17 protein-coding genes are annotated in these 19,719 nt (G+C 42.2%); 4 read left to right on the top strand and 13 right to left on the bottom strand.

The features are described 5' to 3' along the window. Positions 1-55: 55 nt before the first annotated feature. The 8 genes from ACQRBN_RS07045 to ACQRBN_RS07010 all read right to left on the bottom strand — a co-directional run bounded on the left by ACQRBN_RS07045 (position 56) and on the right by ACQRBN_RS07010 (position 9,663). Positions 56-1,441, bottom strand: a complete 1,386-nt coding sequence (locus ACQRBN_RS07045) for a TrpB-like pyridoxal phosphate-dependent enzyme (RefSeq protein WP_427738285.1) — start codon at positions 1,439-1,441, stop codon at positions 56-58. 398 nt (positions 1,442-1,839) lie between these two features. After that, a complete protein-coding gene (locus ACQRBN_RS07040; RefSeq protein WP_427738284.1) occupies positions 1,840-2,973 on the bottom strand; it encodes a toxic anion resistance protein in 1,134 nt (377 codons plus the stop codon). Between the two features lie 59 nt (positions 2,974-3,032). After that, positions 3,033-4,436, bottom strand: a complete 1,404-nt coding sequence (locus tag ACQRBN_RS07035) for a 5-bromo-4-chloroindolyl phosphate hydrolysis family protein (RefSeq protein WP_427738283.1) — start codon at positions 4,434-4,436, stop codon at positions 3,033-3,035. A gap of 177 nt (positions 4,437-4,613) precedes the next feature. Further along, the gene (locus ACQRBN_RS07030; RefSeq protein ID WP_427738349.1) at positions 4,614-5,588 is read right to left on the bottom strand and encodes a TRAP transporter substrate-binding protein; all 975 of its coding nucleotides are present in this window, start codon (positions 5,586-5,588) and stop codon (positions 4,614-4,616) included. Between the two features lie 61 nt (positions 5,589-5,649). Further along, positions 5,650-6,939, bottom strand: a complete 1,290-nt coding sequence (locus tag ACQRBN_RS07025) for a TRAP transporter large permease (protein ID WP_427738282.1) — start codon at positions 6,937-6,939, stop codon at positions 5,650-5,652. After that, a complete protein-coding gene (locus ACQRBN_RS07020) occupies positions 6,940-7,566 on the bottom strand; it encodes a TRAP transporter small permease (protein WP_427738281.1) in 627 nt (208 codons plus the stop codon). Positions 7,567-7,648: 82 nt separating this feature from the next. After that, the gene (aroD, locus tag ACQRBN_RS07015) at positions 7,649-8,410 is read right to left on the bottom strand and encodes a type I 3-dehydroquinate dehydratase (RefSeq protein ID WP_427738280.1); all 762 of its coding nucleotides are present in this window, start codon (positions 8,408-8,410) and stop codon (positions 7,649-7,651) included. 44 nt (positions 8,411-8,454) lie between these two features. Continuing rightward, positions 8,455-9,663 (bottom strand): MFS transporter, encoded by a 1,209-nt coding sequence (locus ACQRBN_RS07010; protein ID WP_427738279.1) that lies wholly within the window; start codon positions 9,661-9,663, stop codon positions 8,455-8,457. A gap of 310 nt (positions 9,664-9,973) precedes the next feature. On the opposite strand from ACQRBN_RS07010, the gene ACQRBN_RS07005 reads away from it, so the two are divergent. From ACQRBN_RS07005 to ACQRBN_RS06995, 3 genes are all read left to right on the top strand, one after another. Then, positions 9,974-10,882, top strand: a complete 909-nt coding sequence (locus tag ACQRBN_RS07005; RefSeq protein WP_427738278.1) for a LysR family transcriptional regulator — start codon at positions 9,974-9,976, stop codon at positions 10,880-10,882. A 124-nt stretch (positions 10,883-11,006) separates the two neighbouring features. Further along, positions 11,007-13,028 (top strand): FAD-dependent oxidoreductase, encoded by a 2,022-nt coding sequence (locus ACQRBN_RS07000; protein ID WP_427738277.1) that lies wholly within the window; start codon positions 11,007-11,009, stop codon positions 13,026-13,028. Positions 13,029-13,064: 36 nt separating this feature from the next. Next, entirely contained in the window at positions 13,065-13,952 is an 888-nt protein-coding gene (locus tag ACQRBN_RS06995; RefSeq protein ID WP_427738276.1) for a quinate/shikimate dehydrogenase, read from the top strand. Between the two features lie 223 nt (positions 13,953-14,175). On the opposite strand, the gene rplT is transcribed toward ACQRBN_RS06995, so the two are convergent. From rplT to infC, 3 genes are read right to left on the bottom strand one after another with little or no spacing between them, the layout of a single operon-like run. Continuing rightward, positions 14,176-14,532, bottom strand: coding sequence for a 50S ribosomal protein L20 (rplT, locus tag ACQRBN_RS06990; RefSeq protein WP_427738275.1), 357 nt, complete (start codon positions 14,530-14,532; stop codon positions 14,176-14,178). A 37-nt stretch (positions 14,533-14,569) separates the two neighbouring features. Next, positions 14,570-14,767 (bottom strand): 50S ribosomal protein L35, encoded by a 198-nt coding sequence (rpmI, locus tag ACQRBN_RS06985; RefSeq protein ID WP_004606643.1) that lies wholly within the window; start codon positions 14,765-14,767, stop codon positions 14,570-14,572. A gap of 32 nt (positions 14,768-14,799) precedes the next feature. Next, positions 14,800-15,294 carry a translation initiation factor IF-3 gene (gene infC, locus ACQRBN_RS06980; protein ID WP_427738274.1) on the bottom strand — a complete coding sequence of 165 codons (495 nt, stop codon included), beginning with the start codon at positions 15,292-15,294 and terminating at the stop codon, positions 14,800-14,802. Between the two features lie 395 nt (positions 15,295-15,689). Here infC and ACQRBN_RS06975 point away from each other — a divergent pair, with 395 nt between their 5' ends. Beyond that, positions 15,690-17,045: a sodium-dependent transporter gene (locus tag ACQRBN_RS06975; RefSeq protein WP_427738273.1), complete on the top strand. Its 1,356-nt coding sequence runs from the start codon at positions 15,690-15,692 to the stop codon at positions 17,043-17,045. Between the two features lie 99 nt (positions 17,046-17,144). Here ACQRBN_RS06975 and ACQRBN_RS06970 read toward each other — a convergent pair whose 3' ends face one another. Both ACQRBN_RS06970 and ACQRBN_RS06965 read right to left on the bottom strand, forming a co-directional pair. Next, on the bottom strand, positions 17,145-18,008 hold the full coding sequence (locus ACQRBN_RS06970; protein ID WP_427738272.1) for a DegV family protein: 864 nt from the start codon (positions 18,006-18,008) through the stop codon (positions 17,145-17,147). A gap of 3 nt (positions 18,009-18,011) precedes the next feature. Continuing rightward, entirely contained in the window at positions 18,012-19,409 is a 1,398-nt protein-coding gene (locus ACQRBN_RS06965; protein ID WP_427738271.1) for an MATE family efflux transporter, read from the bottom strand. Positions 19,410-19,719 lie beyond the last annotated feature (310 nt).

Here is a 19,719-nt window from a genome sequence, read left to right as displayed (position 1 = left end):
ACACCTCCTCCAGATGCCGTCCTCCCGCCAACTATCTAATTATGCCCCAAAATTCCTACTCCATATTCCCTGGAAACTTCGGAATTCCATCAAACCCAACCTGCAGATCCGCATCTGTTGGAATATAATCACTCATCTCTCCATTATGGAACTTCTCATAGGCCACCATATCGAAATATCCTGTACCAGTCAAACCAAATACGATCGTCTTCTCCTCGCCAGTCTCTTTGCACTTCATCGCTTCATCAATCGCAACTCTGATTGCATGGCTGCTTTCCGGTGCCGGAAGGATACCTTCTACTCTTGCAAACTGCTCAGCCGCTTCAAATACTGCTGTCTGCTCTACGGATCTTGCTTCCATATATCCATCTGCATATAACTGTGACAGAATAGAACTCATACCATGATATCTTAATCCACCTGCATGGTTTGGAGACGGGATGAATCCGCTTCCTAATGTATACATCTTCGCAAGCGGGCATACCATTCCTGTATCACAGAAATCATATGCATACACGCCTCTTGTCATACTTGGGCAGGATGCAGGTTCTACTGCGATAAAGTGATAATCCTTCTCTCCTCTTAATTTCTCACCCATAAATGGAGAAATCAATCCTCCAAGGTTCGAGCCACCGCCTGCACATCCAATGATGATATCCGGCGTAATTCCGTATTTATCTAAAGCAATCTTTGTCTCCATACCGATAATGGACTGGTGAAGCAATACCTGGTTCAATACACTGCCAAGTACATATCTATAGCCTTCCGTACCTACTGCAACTTCTACTGCTTCAGAGATTGCACATCCAAGACTTCCTGTGGTTCCTGGATGCTCCGCCAGAATCTTTCTTCCCACTTCTGTCTCTGTTGATGGCGAAGGTGTCACACTAGCGCCGTATGTACGCATTACTTCACGACGGAATGGCTTCTGCTCATAAGAGCATTTTACCATGAATACTTTACAATCCAGATCCAGATAAGAACAAGCCATGGAAAGCGCTGTTCCCCACTGTCCTGCTCCAGTCTCTGTCGTAACACCCTTAAGCCCCTGCTTCTTTGCATAATATGCCTGGGCAATTGCGGAATTCAACTTATGGCTTCCACTGGTGTTGTTACCTTCAAACTTGTAATAAATCTTCGCCGGTGTCTGTAATTTCTCTTCCAGACAGTATGCTCTTACCAGAGGCGCCGGACGATACATTTTGTAGAAATCCTGAATCTCCTGCGGGATATCGATATAGCGATTGTCATTGTCTAACTCCTGGCGCACCAGTTCTTCACAGAACACGCCTGATAATTCCTCTGCCGTCATCGGCTGTAAAGTTCCCGGATTCAAAAGCGGTGCCGGCTTATTCGTCATATCCGCGCGTACATTGTACCATTGTTTTGGCATCTCACTCTCTTCCAGATAGATTTTGTAAGGGATTTTCTGTTCACTCATTGTTTTGTTCTCCTTTCATTTCTCGCTTCTGGGAATAGGGTATTGCATAAAAAAATACCCTTATCCCATACAATTCTTATTGCAGGGACAAGAGTAATATTAATCAACTCCTGCGGTGCCACCCGGCTTGGTATATCATACCCACTCATGCGTACCATCATACGCGGACTTTGTTAACGGAGTACCCTCTCCGGCTTACTTACTTCATATAAATCCATCCATTTCAGTTCGCCCTCGGAAGTCCATTCCTCCTAGTATTATCTGCTGCAATTCCAGCATCTGCAACTCTCTGATAGACACTTGACTAAAAGTACTTGCTCTTCCTCATCAGTTTAACCAAACTTTACCACGTTAACTTGTTATTGTCAAGAGTTTTTTCAATTCACAATTTATGCAATCTACCTCTGCACTTGCAGTAATTTTGATTTTAATTCCTGCTCCAGACGCTGCATCTCTTTCTCTGCCTCAGCACGTTTCTGCCGTCCTTCCTGCTGGATCTTCATCACTTCATCCAGAGTCGCAATTAATGATTCATTCGTATGCTTCAACGTCTCAATCTCGACAATACCACGTTCTGACTCTTTCGCCGTATCAATTGTAGCCATCTTAAGTTTCTCAGCATTCTTCCGCAGAAGTTCATTGGTCATATCCGTAACTTCCCGCTGTGCCTGTGCTGCCTGGGAAGAATGTTCCACACCAAGTGCAAGTACCATCTGACTCTTCCACAACGGAATTGTATTCACAATCGTGGACTGTATCTTCTCCACCATCAGCGTATCATTACTCTGTACCAGTCTTATCTGAGGCGCCGTCTGAAGGGAAATCGTTCTGGTCAGTTCCAGATCATGTATCTTCTTCTCAAAACGGTTACACATGGCATCCAGATCCTTTGCCGCCTGTGCATCTTCTGCAAGTCCAGTCTGCTGTGCCTTGGCAAGAAGTTCCGGAATCCTGGTCATCCTTACTTCCTGAAGTTTCTTCTTGCCTGCCATAATATACATAGATAATTCTTTAAAATATGTCAAATTCAACTCATACATCTTGTCCAGAAGCGCAATGTCCTTCAGAAGTTGTATCTGATGCGTCTCCAACACCTTACAGATCTGATTGATATTCGTCTCTGCTTTCGCATATTTTGCCTTCATAGCCTGCAATTTGCCGGAGGTTTTCTTGAAGATCCCGAAGAAGCCTTTCTCTTCCTCTTCGTCAAAACTTTTCAGTTCTTTCACTACATCGGAGAGCAGTTTTCCCACTTCTCCCAGATCCTTTGTCTTCACATTCTCTAACGCTGTCTCCGAAAAATCTGCCATCTTCTTCTGTGTTCCTGCTCCGTATTGCAGAATAATGGTAGAATTCGTCAGATCAATCTGATTGGCGAAAGCTTCCACCGCCTGCCTCTCTTCTTCTGACAGAATACTGTCATCAAGAACCTCTTCCGGTTTCTCTGATACAGCCGCGGCTTTCGGTTCTTCCTTGAATGGCTCCAGTGTCAGTTGGGGAGTCGTTACAAATTCCTTAAATTCTCCACTCATAATATATTCTCCTCTATGCTCTCTTTTATTGTTTTCACATGTATCTCTTCTACATTCTCCTACTTCTTCCAGCCTTCCTCGGTCAGCCCTTCCTGTGCAAGCATCGTCTGCAGCACGGAGATATCAGAAGATACATCCCACGCTGTATCCCGGAACAGATCATCCAGTAATTTCTCAAATGCCGTATTCAACGTATCCAAAGTCGCTTCTATCTCCGCTTTGGAAGAACGGATATTCTCCGTATCAACCGGCTGAGAATCCAGTTCCTGATAGGCTTCCAGAAGTTTCACCGTTGTCGGAAGATAATAATCCATCAGGCGCCGGATATCTCCTACAGATTCCGGATTCTGCTCCACCCGGTCGAAGATCCCATCCACCAGAAGTTCCATCCGGGATATCTTCGCTGATATCTCTTCTCCCGGGATTGCATCGTTACATTCATGAATCTTACGGATGTAGGCATCTCCCGCCTCCACAATCTTTCTGACTTCCGGCGCAAGTTTCTCGCGCTCTGCCTGCTCTCTTTTCTGATCCTGCGGATTCTTTTCTTGCGGATTCTGCGCCTGTCCCTCCTGATTCGGATTCTGCGCATCTTGCGCCAATGAGCGCGCCTTCCTTGCCGCTTCTTCCTGTTCGTTTTGTTCCCTCTCATTCTTAAGTCCGATATATTGCTGATACATCCGATCCGTCACCATAAGGCATGTCTTTCCCTCATCCAGATGCCCCTGTAGAAACCATTTCTTCCGGATCATATATTCCAGATCTTTGACGATATATTTCGCCTTTTTCCCAGTCTTTTCTGCCAGTTCCTTGACATTACAGTATTCCCGGTATCCGATCTCGGCAACGTATCTTTGAAAACGTTCTGCTCTGTTCATCCTGGAACTTCCATAGTACGCAAGCCATCCATTCACCGCACTCAGTCCGCCTGTTACTGTCAGCCCAATTGCCGCACCGTGGGATATATTACCAATCCCAAAGACGCTTCCTACAATCCACGCAGCAAAAGCCAAAAGAAAGAGAATTCCACATACGCCTCCTGTGCCCATGAGAATTCCGCCCCATATCCTGACCCCATTCGTCTTACGGTATAACACTGCCGGATATTGTTGCTGGCTTCTCTTCTGGTCTACCTGATGCTCATTCTTCTGCCAACGGTTCGCCTGATCACATCCATAAGAATATGCCTCCTGGCGATTCGCCTGATAATATCCACCAGAATATGGCTGCTGCTTGTAATTATGCCCGGTATATTCACGCCTTCTGCCCGTCCTGCCTCCCTGATCCTTATATTCTGTTCTTGATCTTCCGGCATTCTTCATTCCCTGGGCGAAACCATCAACAGCATCGTTAATCGTATTCGTAATAGTCTGATTCAATTTTTCAAAATCCTGGGAATCTATCGCATCCTGTACCGTATTCTTAATCGTTTCACCGAATTTCTCCCAATCCTGACTCGTCATCTTATCATCCTGTCCTTCCATTATTCGGATTCGTACACTGATCTATACTTTTTTCATTGTAACATATTCTTTTTGTGAATGCACTCTAAAAAGAATTCAGAAGTCAGTTTCTTTCGGATGCTGTGACAACAAAAAAAGGATTCCAGTTTTAGTTTCCAGAATCCTTTTGTCTTTTGATTATTCAATTCCCAGATATGCATTATAAATATCTTTAGAAACATTTTTTCTGATGGAATCATATACATTCTGTGAATTAGAGATTATATCATCTTTCACTTCGTCAGAAAGTGTGATGACCTGAGTGCCGCTTTCTTCTATCACAGTCACCCGGTCTGCAATTCTCTGATCGGACTGTTCCCTGGCATATTCGGTCGCAATCTCAGCGGCTTCTGTCATAACCGTCCTTTCTTCCTCAGAAAGATTCTTAAAAAATTCATCATTCACAATCAAAGAGATAAGATGTGGCAGATGATTGGTTTCCACAATATAATCCTGCTGTTCATAGAGTTTGTTAGAGACGATGACCTCATATGGATTTTCCTGTGCATCAATGGTGTGCTGCTGAAGACCAATATAGACTTCGCTGAAACTCATCGGAGTCGGATTAGCACCAAGATTTTTCCAGAATTCCAAATGATAACTGTTCTCCATTGTCCGAATCTTCTGTCCCTTAAAATCTGTAAAATCATGCACCGCTTTGTTTGTGCTCATCACACGGAATCCCTGATCCGCCATTCCCAGAAGATGATATCCGCCTTCCGTATAGACTTCACTGATCAGATCATAAAATTCCGGATCATCCAGCGTTTCCCGGCAACTATCGAGTGAATCGAATACGCAGGGAAGATCAAAAACTGCAAGATCAGGCATGAATGCCACCTGAGGAGCAGTATTTTGTACAATAAAGGGAATGTCACCGTCTGCACATGTTTCCAAAAGATCCCTGTCACTTCCAAGTGTAGAATTAGGGTATACCTGGATCTTCATCTTCCCATCACTAAGCCGTGATACTTCCTCCGCAAATTTCTCAGAGAAAATCTGAGTCACCGTATCCTCCGGACTTGCAGTAGCCAGTGGCCATGCATAACGCTGTACCTCTGTTTCATCAGAACTGGCGCATCCTGTAAAAGCCAATGCAGAAAACATTGCCATAACAAGTACGGCAGATACAAAACGTATTTTTATCTCATTAAACTTCATGTTTCATCCCCTCCTATACCAATGCCAGAGAAATCGCCGGAACGAATGTAATCAGAAGCAACACAACTAAGAAGTAAGCAATCATAGGCATTGACTTCCTGGCGATCAACGTAACAGGCACATCGGTTAATGAGCTGGCTACAAAAAGGTTGACTCCTATCGGAGGAGTAACAAATCCAATGGCAAGGTTCACAACCATAAGCGCACCAAATTGAACCGGATCCATCCCCATATTCGTTACAATAGGAAGAAGAATCGGCGTCAGAATCAGAATGGCTGGTGTTGTATCCATAATCATACCAACAATCAGCAGGAACAAATTAATAACCAAAAGAATTATAACAGGATTATGGAAATTACTGCTGATAAATCCACTGACTGTCTGTGGAACCTGCATCAGTGTCAAGACTCTTGAAAAAGCCGTAGAAGTTGCCAGAATAAAAAGAATCGGCGTGAATGTTTTCACTGCTTCCACAAGAATATTCCAAATGTCTTTTACACGAATACTTTTATAGAAAACCATACTGATAAACAGTGCATAAAATACGGAGATGACCGCCGCCTCTGTTGGAGACGCAATACCACTGTATATACATCCAAGGATAATGACCGGACTAAGAATCGAGAAAAAACTCTCCTTTAATACCTTTAACAGGCCTTTGTCATGTAATTTTTTCACTTCTGCACGGATTTTCTCTTTATCCTCACCATTCCGTCTGCAATAGAAAATCGTATAAAGCATCAGAAGTCCACCGATCATAAGCCCTGGAATAATCCCTGCCAGAAACAGATCACTCACTGACGAGCCGGATGCCATTCCATACATAATAAACGGAATGCTTGGTGGAATAATCACTCCCAGACCGCCAGCCACTGCAACGAGAGAAGTCGTAAAAGTAAGATCATAGCCCAGACTCGTCAAAATAGGAATCGTCATACTTCCTACAGCAGCAACGGTAGCGGGTGCAGATCCGGAGATTGCACCGTAAAAGAGACAGGTTACAACAACCGCACAAGGCATACCGGCAGTTCGGTTTCCAAGAAAATATGCAAAAACATCAAATAGTTTTCTGGAAATTCCGCCTTTTGCCATGATGATTCCGGATAAAACAAACATCGGAACTGCCAGTAACGGAAAAGAATCCAGACCACCAAACATCGCACGGATCAGGTATTTTGCGCCTACTGTAAAAGAAGGATCGCAAACCGATGGAAGAACTGAAGTAATTCCAAGCGTAATGGATACCGGAATGGCGATAACCAGTCCAACCGCAAAGATGATAAATAATATAACTGCAGGCATCTACGCATCCTCCTTTCCTTGGGCTTCTCTATGACCGGCAGAGCCATTATCGGCAGAATATGCCGCAGAACTCTGAGTAATATCTGTATTTGCCTTGATATATGATTCCGGAGTATTTCTTTCAGGATGTGCCGGGTCATATACATTCTCACCTCTTGCAACACGGAATTCAATCACCCAGCGCTGCAGGATGCGGAACGCGACTAATATAAAAGACACAAAAGGCGCCGCCTGAATGTAATACATCGGTATCGAACAGGCAGGTGAGACCTGACCACTTGCCACGGCAGACATCATATAAGAATATGCAAAAGGAATCATATATATAAAAAATATGAGTTCAAAGGTGTGGTTGACCACCTTAAAAATCGCTTTTCCACGCCGGGGAAACATTGCAACAAACTGCTCTATCTTAATGGACAGACATTTTTTGCTGCAGTAGCTAACGCTGATAAACCCGCTCCATATAAACAAATATCGCGTCAATTCTTCGGACCAGGACAGTGACATGGTAAGTGCATAACGGCAAAAAACCTGTATTCCCATAATGAATGTCATGCCAATCAGAAAGAATGTAAGAATACATTCTTCCAGATTCTCATCCAACCAATGAATTATTTTTTTCATTTCTACCTCCTTATAGGATGTTACTTAAATATTGTCCAAAATTCTTAACGAATTTTGGACAATCATATAGAACTTTTATTATTTATAACGCTTTGTGAAGCAAGGTCAGAACCGTATTCAGATCCTTCACTTCCATCTGTCCCGGAGCGGAAGCCTTCGCAGCTGAGCCAAAGGTAAGCGCCGAGCCAAAGACTTCTCCGCATAAGCGGCTGATAACGCCTGTACCCGCCATAGACATTGTAATAACAGGCCTGTCTGCATATTCAGATACCATTTCTTCTGTCGCTGCGAGAAGTGTAAGGACATCCTTTTTATTCTGCGGCATAACAGCAATCTTCGGAATATCAGCATCTAATTCCTGCATCTTTCTAAGCCGTGACACAATCTCATCTTTGTCCGGAGTCTTGAAAAAGTCGTGGTTAGATGCGACAACCTTCACCCCTGCTTCATGAGCGCCGGCAATAATCTTCTTCACAACTTCGTCACCGGTAAATACTTCTACATCAATCAGATCTACATATCCCGACTGGGCTGCCCGGATATTCAACTCGGCATAAGCATCATCTTCAATCGCTTTTTCTCCGCCTTCTTTCGAGGTGCGGAATGTCATAAGAATTGGAGTATCGCCTAATGCATCTCTTAAGTCTTTCAACACATCCAGAACCTGTTCAAAGTTGAATACCCCTTCAAACCAGTCTACACGCCACTCCACAACATCAACCGGAATAGAATCAAAAGTTTTTGCCTCAGCAATGATCTCCTGTTTGGTCACTCCAACAATTGGCACGCAGATCTTCGGAATGCCACTTCCGATTTCAATATTTCTAACACAAACTGTTTTCATAATCTTATCCTTTCTATATGTATATTAGTTAAATTTTAATGCAATTACTCAGCAGATGCAAGAGCAAGCATTTTGGAATAACGCATATTTACAAATACTCCCAAAGCCACACCGATTGCAGTAAGAACAATATTCATCGTCATAACACCTGACGGAGTCATCTTAGAAGCCGCTGTCAGGATTGTGTAGTTACACAGGGATGATGCGATCATAACCAATGCCGTAACAGTACCTTTGATCTTTGGAAAGAGCATATTGCATACGGAAGTAGCAATCTGAAGAAGTCCTCCGGCTCCCGCCCATCCGATTACGAAAGCACCTGCGATACATAACCCCTGGGTTCTGCTTACCAATACCAGGATCATCGTCACAAGACAGATTGCAGGGTAGATCAGGATAAAACGTACATCTTTGATCTTACGAGTTAAGAATGCTGTCACGATAAGCGCAAGCAGAGTTCCTGTGGAATAATATGTTTGCATAATAGAAGGATCTGCCCATCCAACAACTTCCTTTGCAAAATTCTGGGCACAGTTAAGCCATAACTGGAATGTACCTGTACAAGTGAATCCAATCAGAATCATAGCGATGGATTCGATAGAGAAATGAGTCTTTTTCAGGCTCTCAAGAAGTCCTTCTTTCTTTTCTTTGCGCGCATCAGTATCCGGAAGCGGAGCAAAAAGGATCAGAACCACTAATACAATGTAGCAGATGCCGCAGCCAATGAATAACGGGTTGTAAGATACAAGACCTGCTGCGCTTGTTGTTACAGCAACCCCAAGCACGAATGGAAGAAGCATCTGTGAAATAGCGATAAAAAATTTGATTCCCATCGTTGCAACACTAGGTGCCGAATAGAATACTTCCGCAACTGCAGGGTAGATACCTGTATCCAGAAAAGAGTTCGCAATACCACCGAGAATTGCGCAGATATAAGCGATCTGATAACCGCCATTTGCTCCTGCGTTAAATGCCAGCGCAAGACCAATCAGATAGATTGCATAGGACGCTCCTCCGATTACACATGAGATGCGGCGTCCCAATTTATCTGAAAGCGGACCCGCAAACGGAAGTGCAATCAGTCGTCCGAGACCCAACGCGGCAGAGATTGCTGTAATCGCCATTGCTTCAACCCCCCAGCTTGCAGCCAAAGCATCTTTTATTACAGCCTGCCCCAGAACAGAACATCCAACGCCATGAATAAAATAATTTAAATAAAGAATAAGTGCACTTGGTAAATACTTTTTGTTCATTAGAGATACTCTCCTTTTCCTTTGCTATTCTTGATATTTTGTCACAAACACAAGAAACGCCACACCATATCGTTAAAAAATCAACGATTTGTTTGTCTATATTTTATCAATGCCTATGTGAGATTTCCAATACCAATAAGTACAAGAGTTGATGCATTTAAACTATCGAATTGCCAAATAACATATCGCAGAAGATTGTGAAATATGAAAAAAAATGGTAAATTATACTTATCGAACTGCTAATGTTCAATAAAAAGTATATTAACAGATGTTTACAGAAGTAATTTTTAGTAAATGACAGGAGGCAGGCATGACGCTCAATCAGATTTATTATTTTCGGACAATTGCTAACTATGAGAATTATCGAAAGGCTGCAGAGGAACTCTATATCTCCCAACCATCACTTAGCCGCTCCATTGCGCTACTGGAAACGGAACTGGGGGTTCTGCTCTTTGAAAAAAACGGAAGATGTGTCAGTTTGACAAAAGGAGGAAGACTGTTCCTGGAATATGCGAACCGAATTATCGAAGAGTGCGAAAACGCAAAAAATAAGATGAATGAACTTGCAAATAATGGCGGAAAGATTGATATCGGATATGTATTTCCTCTCGCGCTTCATTATATCCCTCATAATGTGAGAGATTTCCTAAATAAAGAAGAAAATAAGAATGTTACGTTTAATTTCTTCCAGAATCATACAAGCGCAATTGCAAAAAAGGTCAAATCCGGAGAACTGGATGTTGGCTTTGGCGGATATATGGAAAATGGAGAATTCGAATTCTTTCCTATATTATCTGATGAAATTGTACTGATCGCACCAAAGGGACATGAACTTGAGAAGAAAGAATCCGTCTCCATCCAGGAAATTAATCATTATCCGGTGATTGGATATGACAGGGAATCCTGGCTTGGAAATTATACAAAACAATTATACAAAAGGCTTTCGCTCCATCCTAACATCGTAGTGGAATGTCCGGATGAGCACTCAATCGTAGCATTGGTAAGCGAGAATTTCGGAATAGCGCTTGTTCCAAAGATCGAAGAGATCGACGAGAACCGTGTAGATATCTACAAACTGAGTGATATTGAACTAGTACATCACACTTTCATGTTCTGGATTCGGGACCGCTATCATCTTCCAGCTGTCGAAAGATTCATTGAATATATGAAGCAAAAAGGCGCATTATCTGCCAAACAATTTATAGAACCAGAAAAATGATAGCCTGAAGGTATCAAAAAAAAACAATAAAGATATTTTATATTATTGTTCTCCGGAATTATAATGATATTGTCACAAACATAAGAAATGCCTTCTGCGAAAAAGACAATAAGGAGAAGGATTTATGAAAACAAATTATCCCAAAATTTTTGAACCTTTAACGGTAAAGAGAATGACAATTCGTAACCGCATTGCTATGACTCCGATGGGATCAAATTACGGCGAGACAAGTGGCGAGATGAGTAACCGCCACATGAATTATTATTCATTACGCGCGAAAGGCGGAGTTGGCCTGATCATTGTAGAGAATGCCAATGTAGAATATCCTGTTGGTTCCAATGGAACAAGTCAGATCCGTATCGATCATGACAGTTTTATGCCGCGTTACTATCAGTTAGTCGAGAATCTTCATAAGAACGGCGCGACAGTTGCCATACAGATTAACCATGCAGGCGCTTCTGCTTCTTCTGCAAGAACAGAAGTGGCGACAGTCTCCTCTTCTAATATTCCAACAAAAGTCGGCGGTGATATTCCACGTCCAATGACCAAAGAAGAGATTCTTACAACAGTGAGAAAATATGGTGAAGCTGCAAAAAGAGCCCAGGCTATCGGTTTTGATGCCGTTGAGGTTCATTGTGGACATTCTTATCTGATGAGCCAGTTCATCTCCCCATATTACAATAAGAGAACAGATGAATTCGGTGGAACGGTAGAGAATCGTCTGCGCTTCCCGCGGATGGTATTGGAAGAGATCCGCAGACAGGTCGGACCGTGGTTCCCGATTATTGTGCGTATTTCCGCAGAGGAGCGTGTGCTTGGCGGAAATACCCTGGAAGATACTCTGGAATATCTGCAGTATATTGATGAGTTCGTAGATATGTATGACGTATCATGTGCATTGAACCCATCTCTCCAATATCAGATTGATTCAAACTATATGCCTGATGGATGGCGTTCTTACCAAGCAAAGGCTGTAAAAGAAAAATACGGCAAACCAGTAATCAATGCTGGAAACTACCGCGATCCAAAAGTTGTAGAGCAGATTCTTGCAAGCGGTGATGTAGATATTGTCGGTATGGGTCGTGGATTAATCGCTGATCCAAACTGGGTAATCAAAGTACAAAACGGCGAAGAAGAGATGCTTCGCAAATGTATCTCATGTAATGTAGGCTGCGCGGGGAACCGTATTGGCGTCAACCGCCCGATCCGTTGTACTGTTAACCCTGCGGTTCCGGAGGGAGATATCTACAAGAAATTGAAAGTTAAGAAAAACTGCAACGTTGTTGTCGTAGGCGCTGGTACTGCCGGCCTTGAGGCAGCATGTACTGCAGCCGAAGTTGGATGTAATGTATTTGTACTGGAAAAGAAAGATCATATCGGTGGATTGTCCACATTTATTTCTGACCTTCCGAGCAAAACACGTATGAAGGATTTCCCGAAATATCTGGAAAAACGTGCGGAAAAACTGCCGAATTTATATTTGTTCTTAAATACCGAAGCTACGATTGAGAAGATCAAAGCCTACAAACCGGATATTGTTGTCAATGCAACAGGTTCCGTACCGCTGGTTCCTCCAATCCCTGGTCTGAGAGAGAATATTGAAGCCGGTAATGTTGCGACGATTTTTGATATGATTAATAATCTGAACGCAGGAAAATATCCGGATGACTTCTGCAAAGGGAAAAAAGTCGTTGTCATGGGCGGCGGTTCCGTAGGTCTCGATGTCATTGAATATTTTGCACCGCGTGGAGCCCAATGCTCTATCGTCGATATGCTCCCTGAGATTGGCATGATCGCTGATCCTATTACTAAATGTTCGATGCGGGAGACCCATGATAAATACGGTGTAAAAGAATACGTAAACACAGCACTCCAGGAAGTAAAAGAGAATGCTTTCGTTGTAAAGACGCCTGATGGAGAGATCAAAGAGCTTGAGTTTGACCTTGGATTCAACTGTCTCGGAATGAGGGCAAATAATCCAATCCTCCCGGCACTTGAGGAAACATTTGCCGACACGGATACATTTATCTACCCGATTGGTGATTCCATCCGGGCACGCCGTATTATGGAAGGCACAATGGATGGTCGTGCAATCCTGAACGTACTTGAATTCAAAGGACTATTAGACCTTGATGAGATAAAATAACAGAATAATATTAATAGAAGGAAAGAGGTAATCACAATGCCAAATATAACAGGACATACAGAATTGGTTGGATTAATGGCTTATCCAATCCGTCACTCACAGTCACCGACAACACATAATCTTGCATATGACAAGAATGGGGATGATGTTATCCAACTTGCGTTTGAAGTAGATAATGATTCTCTGGAAGCTGCTGTCAATAGTATCCGTGCATTAAAAATGCTTGGTTCCAACATCTCTATGCCGAACAAGACGGTTGTTCACAAGTATTTGGAAGAAGTCGACGAAGCAGCCAAACTTTGCGGAGCAATCAATACAGTTGTTAATACCCGCGATGAAAATGGACAGGTTACAGGAAAATTAAAAGGATATAATACTGACGGTATGGGATACTGGCAGGGTATCAAAGAAGAAGGAATTGACATTAAAGGAATGAAGATGGTTCTGATCGGAACAGGCGGTGCTGCTACAGCAATTGCAGTCTGCGGAGCCCTGGAAGGAATTGCCGAACTTCATATTTTCAACATCAAGGATAAATTCTATGCCCGCGGTGAAGAGATTGTAGAAAAGATCAACAATAATACAGAATGCAAGGCAACGATGAATGATCTTGCAGATCTGGATCTTCTGAAAGCAAAAATGCAAGAAGCGGATATCTTCTGCGATGCGACAGGCGTTGGTATGCATCCGCTGGAAGACCTTTCTAATATCCCGGATACATCGTATTTCCGTCCTGATCTGATCGTAACGGATACCGTATATGCTCCAAGGGAGACGGTAATGATGCGTCAGGCAAAAGAAGCCGGATGTACAAGAGTATACAATGGAATGAGTATGATGCTCTTCCAGGCGTTAATTGCAATTGAACTCTATACAGGAAAATCAACCGATATAGAGTATATGAAAGAAAAGTTAGGGATCTAATAATCATATGCCGGAATCTGAATTCCAAAATTAGTATATGGTAGAATAAGAGGATGTCCCCAAGTCAAGTCATGACTGTAGGGACATCCTCTTATTTGCTATTCTATATTTTACAATACCGAAGGATCAACGCTGTAATTTAACTGGTTCTATAAAATAAAAAAAACAGCTTCATTTTACACTGTTCTGCAAAATGAAGCCATAATATCTATTCCCAATACAACTATGCTAATTTGGATTTTGCTACTTCTGCAAGTGTTGCGAATCCTGCTGCATCATTTACAGCCATCTCTGCTAACATCTTTCTGTTCATATCTACGTTAGCAAGTTTTAATCCATGCATGAACTTGCTGTAAGACAATCCATTCATTCTTGCTGCAGCATTGATACGTGCAATCCATAACTGACGCATCTGACGCTTGCGCTGTTTTCTTCCTGCGTAAGAAGATGTAAGAGCTCTCATAACAGACTGTTTTGCAACTCTGTACTGTTTAGAACGTGCTCCTCTGTAACCTTTTGCTAACTTTAAAGTTCTATTATGTTTCTTTTTAGCGTTCATTCCGCCTTTAATTCTTGCCATGTCTTATTTTCCTCCTTCAATACTTCGTTCCAATATCTTACAGATATGGTAATACCTTCTTCATGTTCTTTACATTTGTTGCATCAGTAATGATTGGCTTTCTAAGATTTCTTTTTCTCTTTGTAGATTTCTTAGTTAAGATATGGCTCTTATAAGCTTTATTTCTTTTTAATTTTCCTGTACCTGTTTTTTTGAAGCGCTTTGCAGCTGCTCTATTTGTTTTGATTTTTGGCATGATAATTTCCTCCTTAAAATTTGTATATATTTTTAACGTTTTTCAGTTAAAACCATGCTCATGCTTCTGCCTTCCAGTTTCGGTGCCTTCTCTACAGTTGCAACATCTGCAAGCATCTGTGCAAAATCATCTAAGATGTGTTTGCTCTGCTGCATATGCGCCATCTCACGGCCTCTGAAACGCAAGGTAACTTTTACTTTATTGCCTTTACTGATGAACTTCTTCGCATTGTTGACCTTAGTATTAAGATCATTGGTCTCGATGTTAGGTGAAAGACGCACTTCCTTCACTTCAACGGTCTTCTGCTTTTTCTTCGCCTCTTTTTCTTTTCTTGCAAGTTCATATCTGTACTTACCATAATCGATAATCTTGCATACCGGCGGCTGAGCCTTTGGAGCAATCTTCACAAGATCCAATTCCGCTTCCTGAGCAAGCTTCATTGCCTCTCTTGAGGACATAATTCCTAACTGCTGTCCATCCTCTCCTATTACTCGTACTTCTTTGTCTCTGATCTGCCCGTTAATCATTAATTCGCTAATTGTCTTGCACCCCCATCATAAAAATAAATAAAAATAAGTGAATAGTTTTCGACTATCCACTTTACATATCTGCATAATAAGTTCTATAATATACATTCAGAACATTATACTCAATATCAAACCAATAGTCACCCGATTGTGCTATGGTGAGAGTGGATACTCTACTTTGTTTTTCGCTTTACGCAACATTTAATTTACCACATCTTTCTTATGATGTCAACATGATTTTTTATCTTATTACCCTTATTACCCACATTTTTGTTTTGTTTTTGTTTTTTCCTTAACAATAGCGTTTTTCCTTGAAAATTATGTTCTTTCATGTAATAATAGAGCATAATCTATTTCTTTTGGAATGTTATTATATATTGAGGAGGATTTTTCACATGAAAGACAGAAGTAATTTTTCCAACAAACTCGGGTTCGTACTTGCAGCTGCCGGATCTGCTGTAGGACTTGGCAATATATGGAGGTTTCCCTATCTTGCGGCAAAATATGGCGGAGGAACTTTTCTGCTGATTTACCTGATTCTTGCAGTTACATTCGGATTTACACTGATGATCGCGGAGATCGCATTGGGACGTAAGACCGGTATCAGTGCAATTGGCGCATTCAAGTCATTGGATCGACGTTTTGGATTCTTAGGATTCCTTGCATCCCTTGTTCCGGTTATCATCTTCCCATACTACTCTGTTATCGGAGGATGGGTTATAAAATATTTCGCTGTATTCGTAAGCGGCGGCGTACAGGATGCTGCTGGCGATACTTATTTTACAGATTTTATCAGTGGTACAATGCAGCCAATTGGATGGTTCCTATTATTTTTAGGGTTGACAGCCATCGTTGTTTTATGTGGTGTAGAAAAAGGAATTGAGAAAGTAAGTAAGGTCATGATGCCGATCCTAGTTGTACTTACTATCATCATTGCTGTATACGGTCTTACTTTGGAAGGTGCAATGGAAGGTCTTGTCTACTATATTCAGCCACATATGGCAGATGTATCCGCGAAGACAATCCTTGCCGCTATGGGACAACTCTTCTATTCAATGTCACTGGCTATGGGTATTATGATTACTTACGGTTCTTATATGAAGAAAGAGAACCATCTGGAAAGTTCTGTTCGTCAGATTGAATTATTCGATACAGGAATTGCATTCCTTGCAGGTCTGATGATTATTCCTGCCGTATTCGCATTCTCCGGCGGAGACCGTTCTGCATTAAGCGCAGGTCCTGGATTGATGTTCATGACACTTCCGAAGGTATTCGCAAGCATGAAGTTCGGCGGAGTGATCGGAACAATCTTCTTCGTACTTGTATTTTTTGCTGCACTTACTTCTGCAATCTCTTTGATGGAGACGATTGTATCCGTATTCATGGATAAGTTCGGCTGGACCCGTAGATTTACCGGAATCCTGGTTGCAATCCTTGCCGCCGTTATGGGAATTCCGTCTTCTCTTGGTTTCGGATCATTGAGTTTCATCAGTTGGATGGGCATGTCCGTACTGGATATAATGGATTTTGTAAGTAATAGTGTATTGATGCCAATTGTTGCATTCTTTACCTGTGTCTTCGTAGGGTTCATCATAAAACCAAAAGCAATCGCAGACGAAGTTAAGATTACTGACGGCAAATTCAAAGCCGAGAAGATGTTCAACGTTGTAATCAAATGGGTTGCTCCAATCTTCCTTGTACTTATTCTGACAAGTTCTATCGCAAGCGCTTTGGGAATATTTACACTGTAGTTTGCCTGATTCAGGCATAATATATAAAACGAGAGTGTACAGTTCATATTTGTACACTCTCGTTTTATATGCTGCCAATGATCTTCTCAGTTCGTCTCTTTATCGTTTGTTTCCCATGCAGAATACAGCAACAACTCCAGGACCCGTATGGCTTCCAATCACTGTGCCGATATTATTGATCAGAATGTTATTGATTCCCATCTTCTCTCTGACCAGTTCAGCCACATATTCTGCATCTTCAATGCAATCTCCATGGGTAATCATGATGATGTCATTCTCCCAGCCTTTTGCCTGTTCCACAGCCATGTCTACAATCTTATTCAAAGACCTCTTACGCCCACGTTCCTTGCCAATCACCTGAAGTGATCCGTGATCATCCATATGAATCATCGGCTTAATCTTCACCATGCCGCCCAGAACAGCAACCGTCTTGGAGATGCGCCCGCCTCTCTGCAGATGGTCCAAATCATCAATCGTAACATTATGGCACACATGAAGTTTATTCGCCTCAACCCATTCCGCCACTTCATCAATGGTCTTACCCTCTTCTCTCAGTTTCAACGCATAATATAGAAGTATTGCTTCACCTAGACACGCACATAGAGTATCAATGATAATAATCTTTCTATCCGGATATTCTTCCTTAAGTTCTTCTCCTGCAATACGCATACTGTTATAGGTTCCGCTTAACGCAGAAGAGAATCCCAGATGCAGCACATCCTTCCCTTCTTTCAAGAACGTTTCCAATGCTTTCTTTGCTTCCTCCGGATTTACTTGAGAAGTGACTGCCATCTTTCCTTCTCGCAATTTCCGGAAAAACTCTTTTGAAGATAATCCGTTCATATCTTCGTATGTTTTCCCATCTATCGTGTATTTCAACGGAATAACCGGCACATGCCGCTCTTCCACCCATTCCTTAGGCAAATCTACTGTACTGTTCACTGTAATCACATAGTTGCTCATATCTTAGACCTCCTTCTCTTTGTCTTCCTCCATCATAACACTTCTATCCATATTACGCAAAACTTTCTTCATAGTGATCACGAACAGCACACTAGTCGTAAACACTGAAATAATATCTGCAATCGGCTCTGCGCGGTAGATTCCCATGACTCCCATGAACCTTGGCAAAATAACTGCCAGTGGAATCAACAGAATTACTTTCCTCAAAAGCGCAATAAACAGGGATACTTTCGCCTGTCCCAATGCCAAAAATGTTGACTGGCAAGCAGACTGAATGCCAAAAATCGTAATTCCAAAGAAGTAGATTGGCATCACCTGACATGTCAGTTCCACCAATTTCTCATTATTTGTAAATATCTCCGCATAAATCTGTGGGAACAAAACTGCTATCCCAGCTAAAACGAAGGTTCCGACAAACCCAACTACAATTAGTCTTGTAAATGCTCCCTTTACTCTTTTCCTATTGCCCGCACCATAATTGTAACTGATGATTGGCTGTACTCCCTGTGCAATTCCCTGTATCGGTATGACAATCATCTGCATGATACTGGTCATAATTGACATAGTTCCTACATACAAGTCTCCTCCATAAGTCTGCAGCCCGGAATTAAGCGTAATACTGACCAGACTCTCTGTACTCTGCATAATGAACGGCGAGATGCCAAGCCCTGCAATCTGCTTCACTACTTGCGGCTTAAGACGCATATTTTTTATGCTCAACTTTATGACACTCTTCTTAGAGGTCAGGAATCGAACGACCCACGCCGCGCTGATTGCCTGAGAGATCACGGTTGCAAGTGCTGCTCCTCTTACTCCCATGTTCAGCAGGAAGATGAATACCGGGTCCAGACAGATATTGATCACGGCACCAATTAACACTGATAACATAGCGATTCTCGCCTGCCCTTGTCCACTGATAAATGTATTCAACCCAATCGCAAATTGAACAAATATTGTTCCTATCAAATAGATTCCTATATAACTTTCCGCATATCTGATCGTCGTCTCGCTGGCACCAAACGCATACAGCACCGGCGTCTTAAAAACAGAGAATCCTATCGTAAGCACAATCGAAAACAGAACCAGCATGCCAGCAGAATTCCCCAGGATCTTCTCCGCCTGCTCATGATCCCTTTTCCCTAATGCAATGGAAGCCAACGGCGCTCCTCCCATTCCGGCAAATGCACTGAATGCCGAGATCAGTGTGATAATAGGAAACGTAACACCTACTCCGGTAAGCGCCACATCACCATCTCCCTGAATATGCCCGATATAGATTCGGTCGACAATGTTATATAGCACATTGATCAATTGTGCTGCTACCGCCGGTACTGCCAGCGACAGCATCAGCCCACCAAGCGGCGCAGTTCCCATTCTCTCATCATTCGTTTCTTTCTTCATATGTACACCCTCTTTTTCTAAATCTCTCTCTTTTATATATGCCAATATTGCAACCATTATCTGTGGTTCTATCTATACTTATGGTTCTGTTATAGTTATGTCTCTATTATCATTATGTCTATGATTTTATCCATACTTATGTTCTTCTACGTTTATGCGATTTAATCTTTATATTAACACGATTTACATATATTGTAAAATAACCAATTATAAAATAAGTAGTTACGTGTAACAGTTCAGCCATAAGCCGGATTGTGGGCGAATCATGCTTGCATGAATGAACACACAATCCGGCTTATGAGCAGAGCGC

Origin of the sequence: Bariatricus sp. SGI.154 (genome assembly GCF_050313795.1) — a bacterium.
Lineage (GTDB): Bacteria > Bacillota > Clostridia > Lachnospirales > Lachnospiraceae > CAMBRQ01.
Note: the sequence above shows the minus strand (reverse complement) of the source record. Positions and strands in the feature narration are given on the sequence as shown.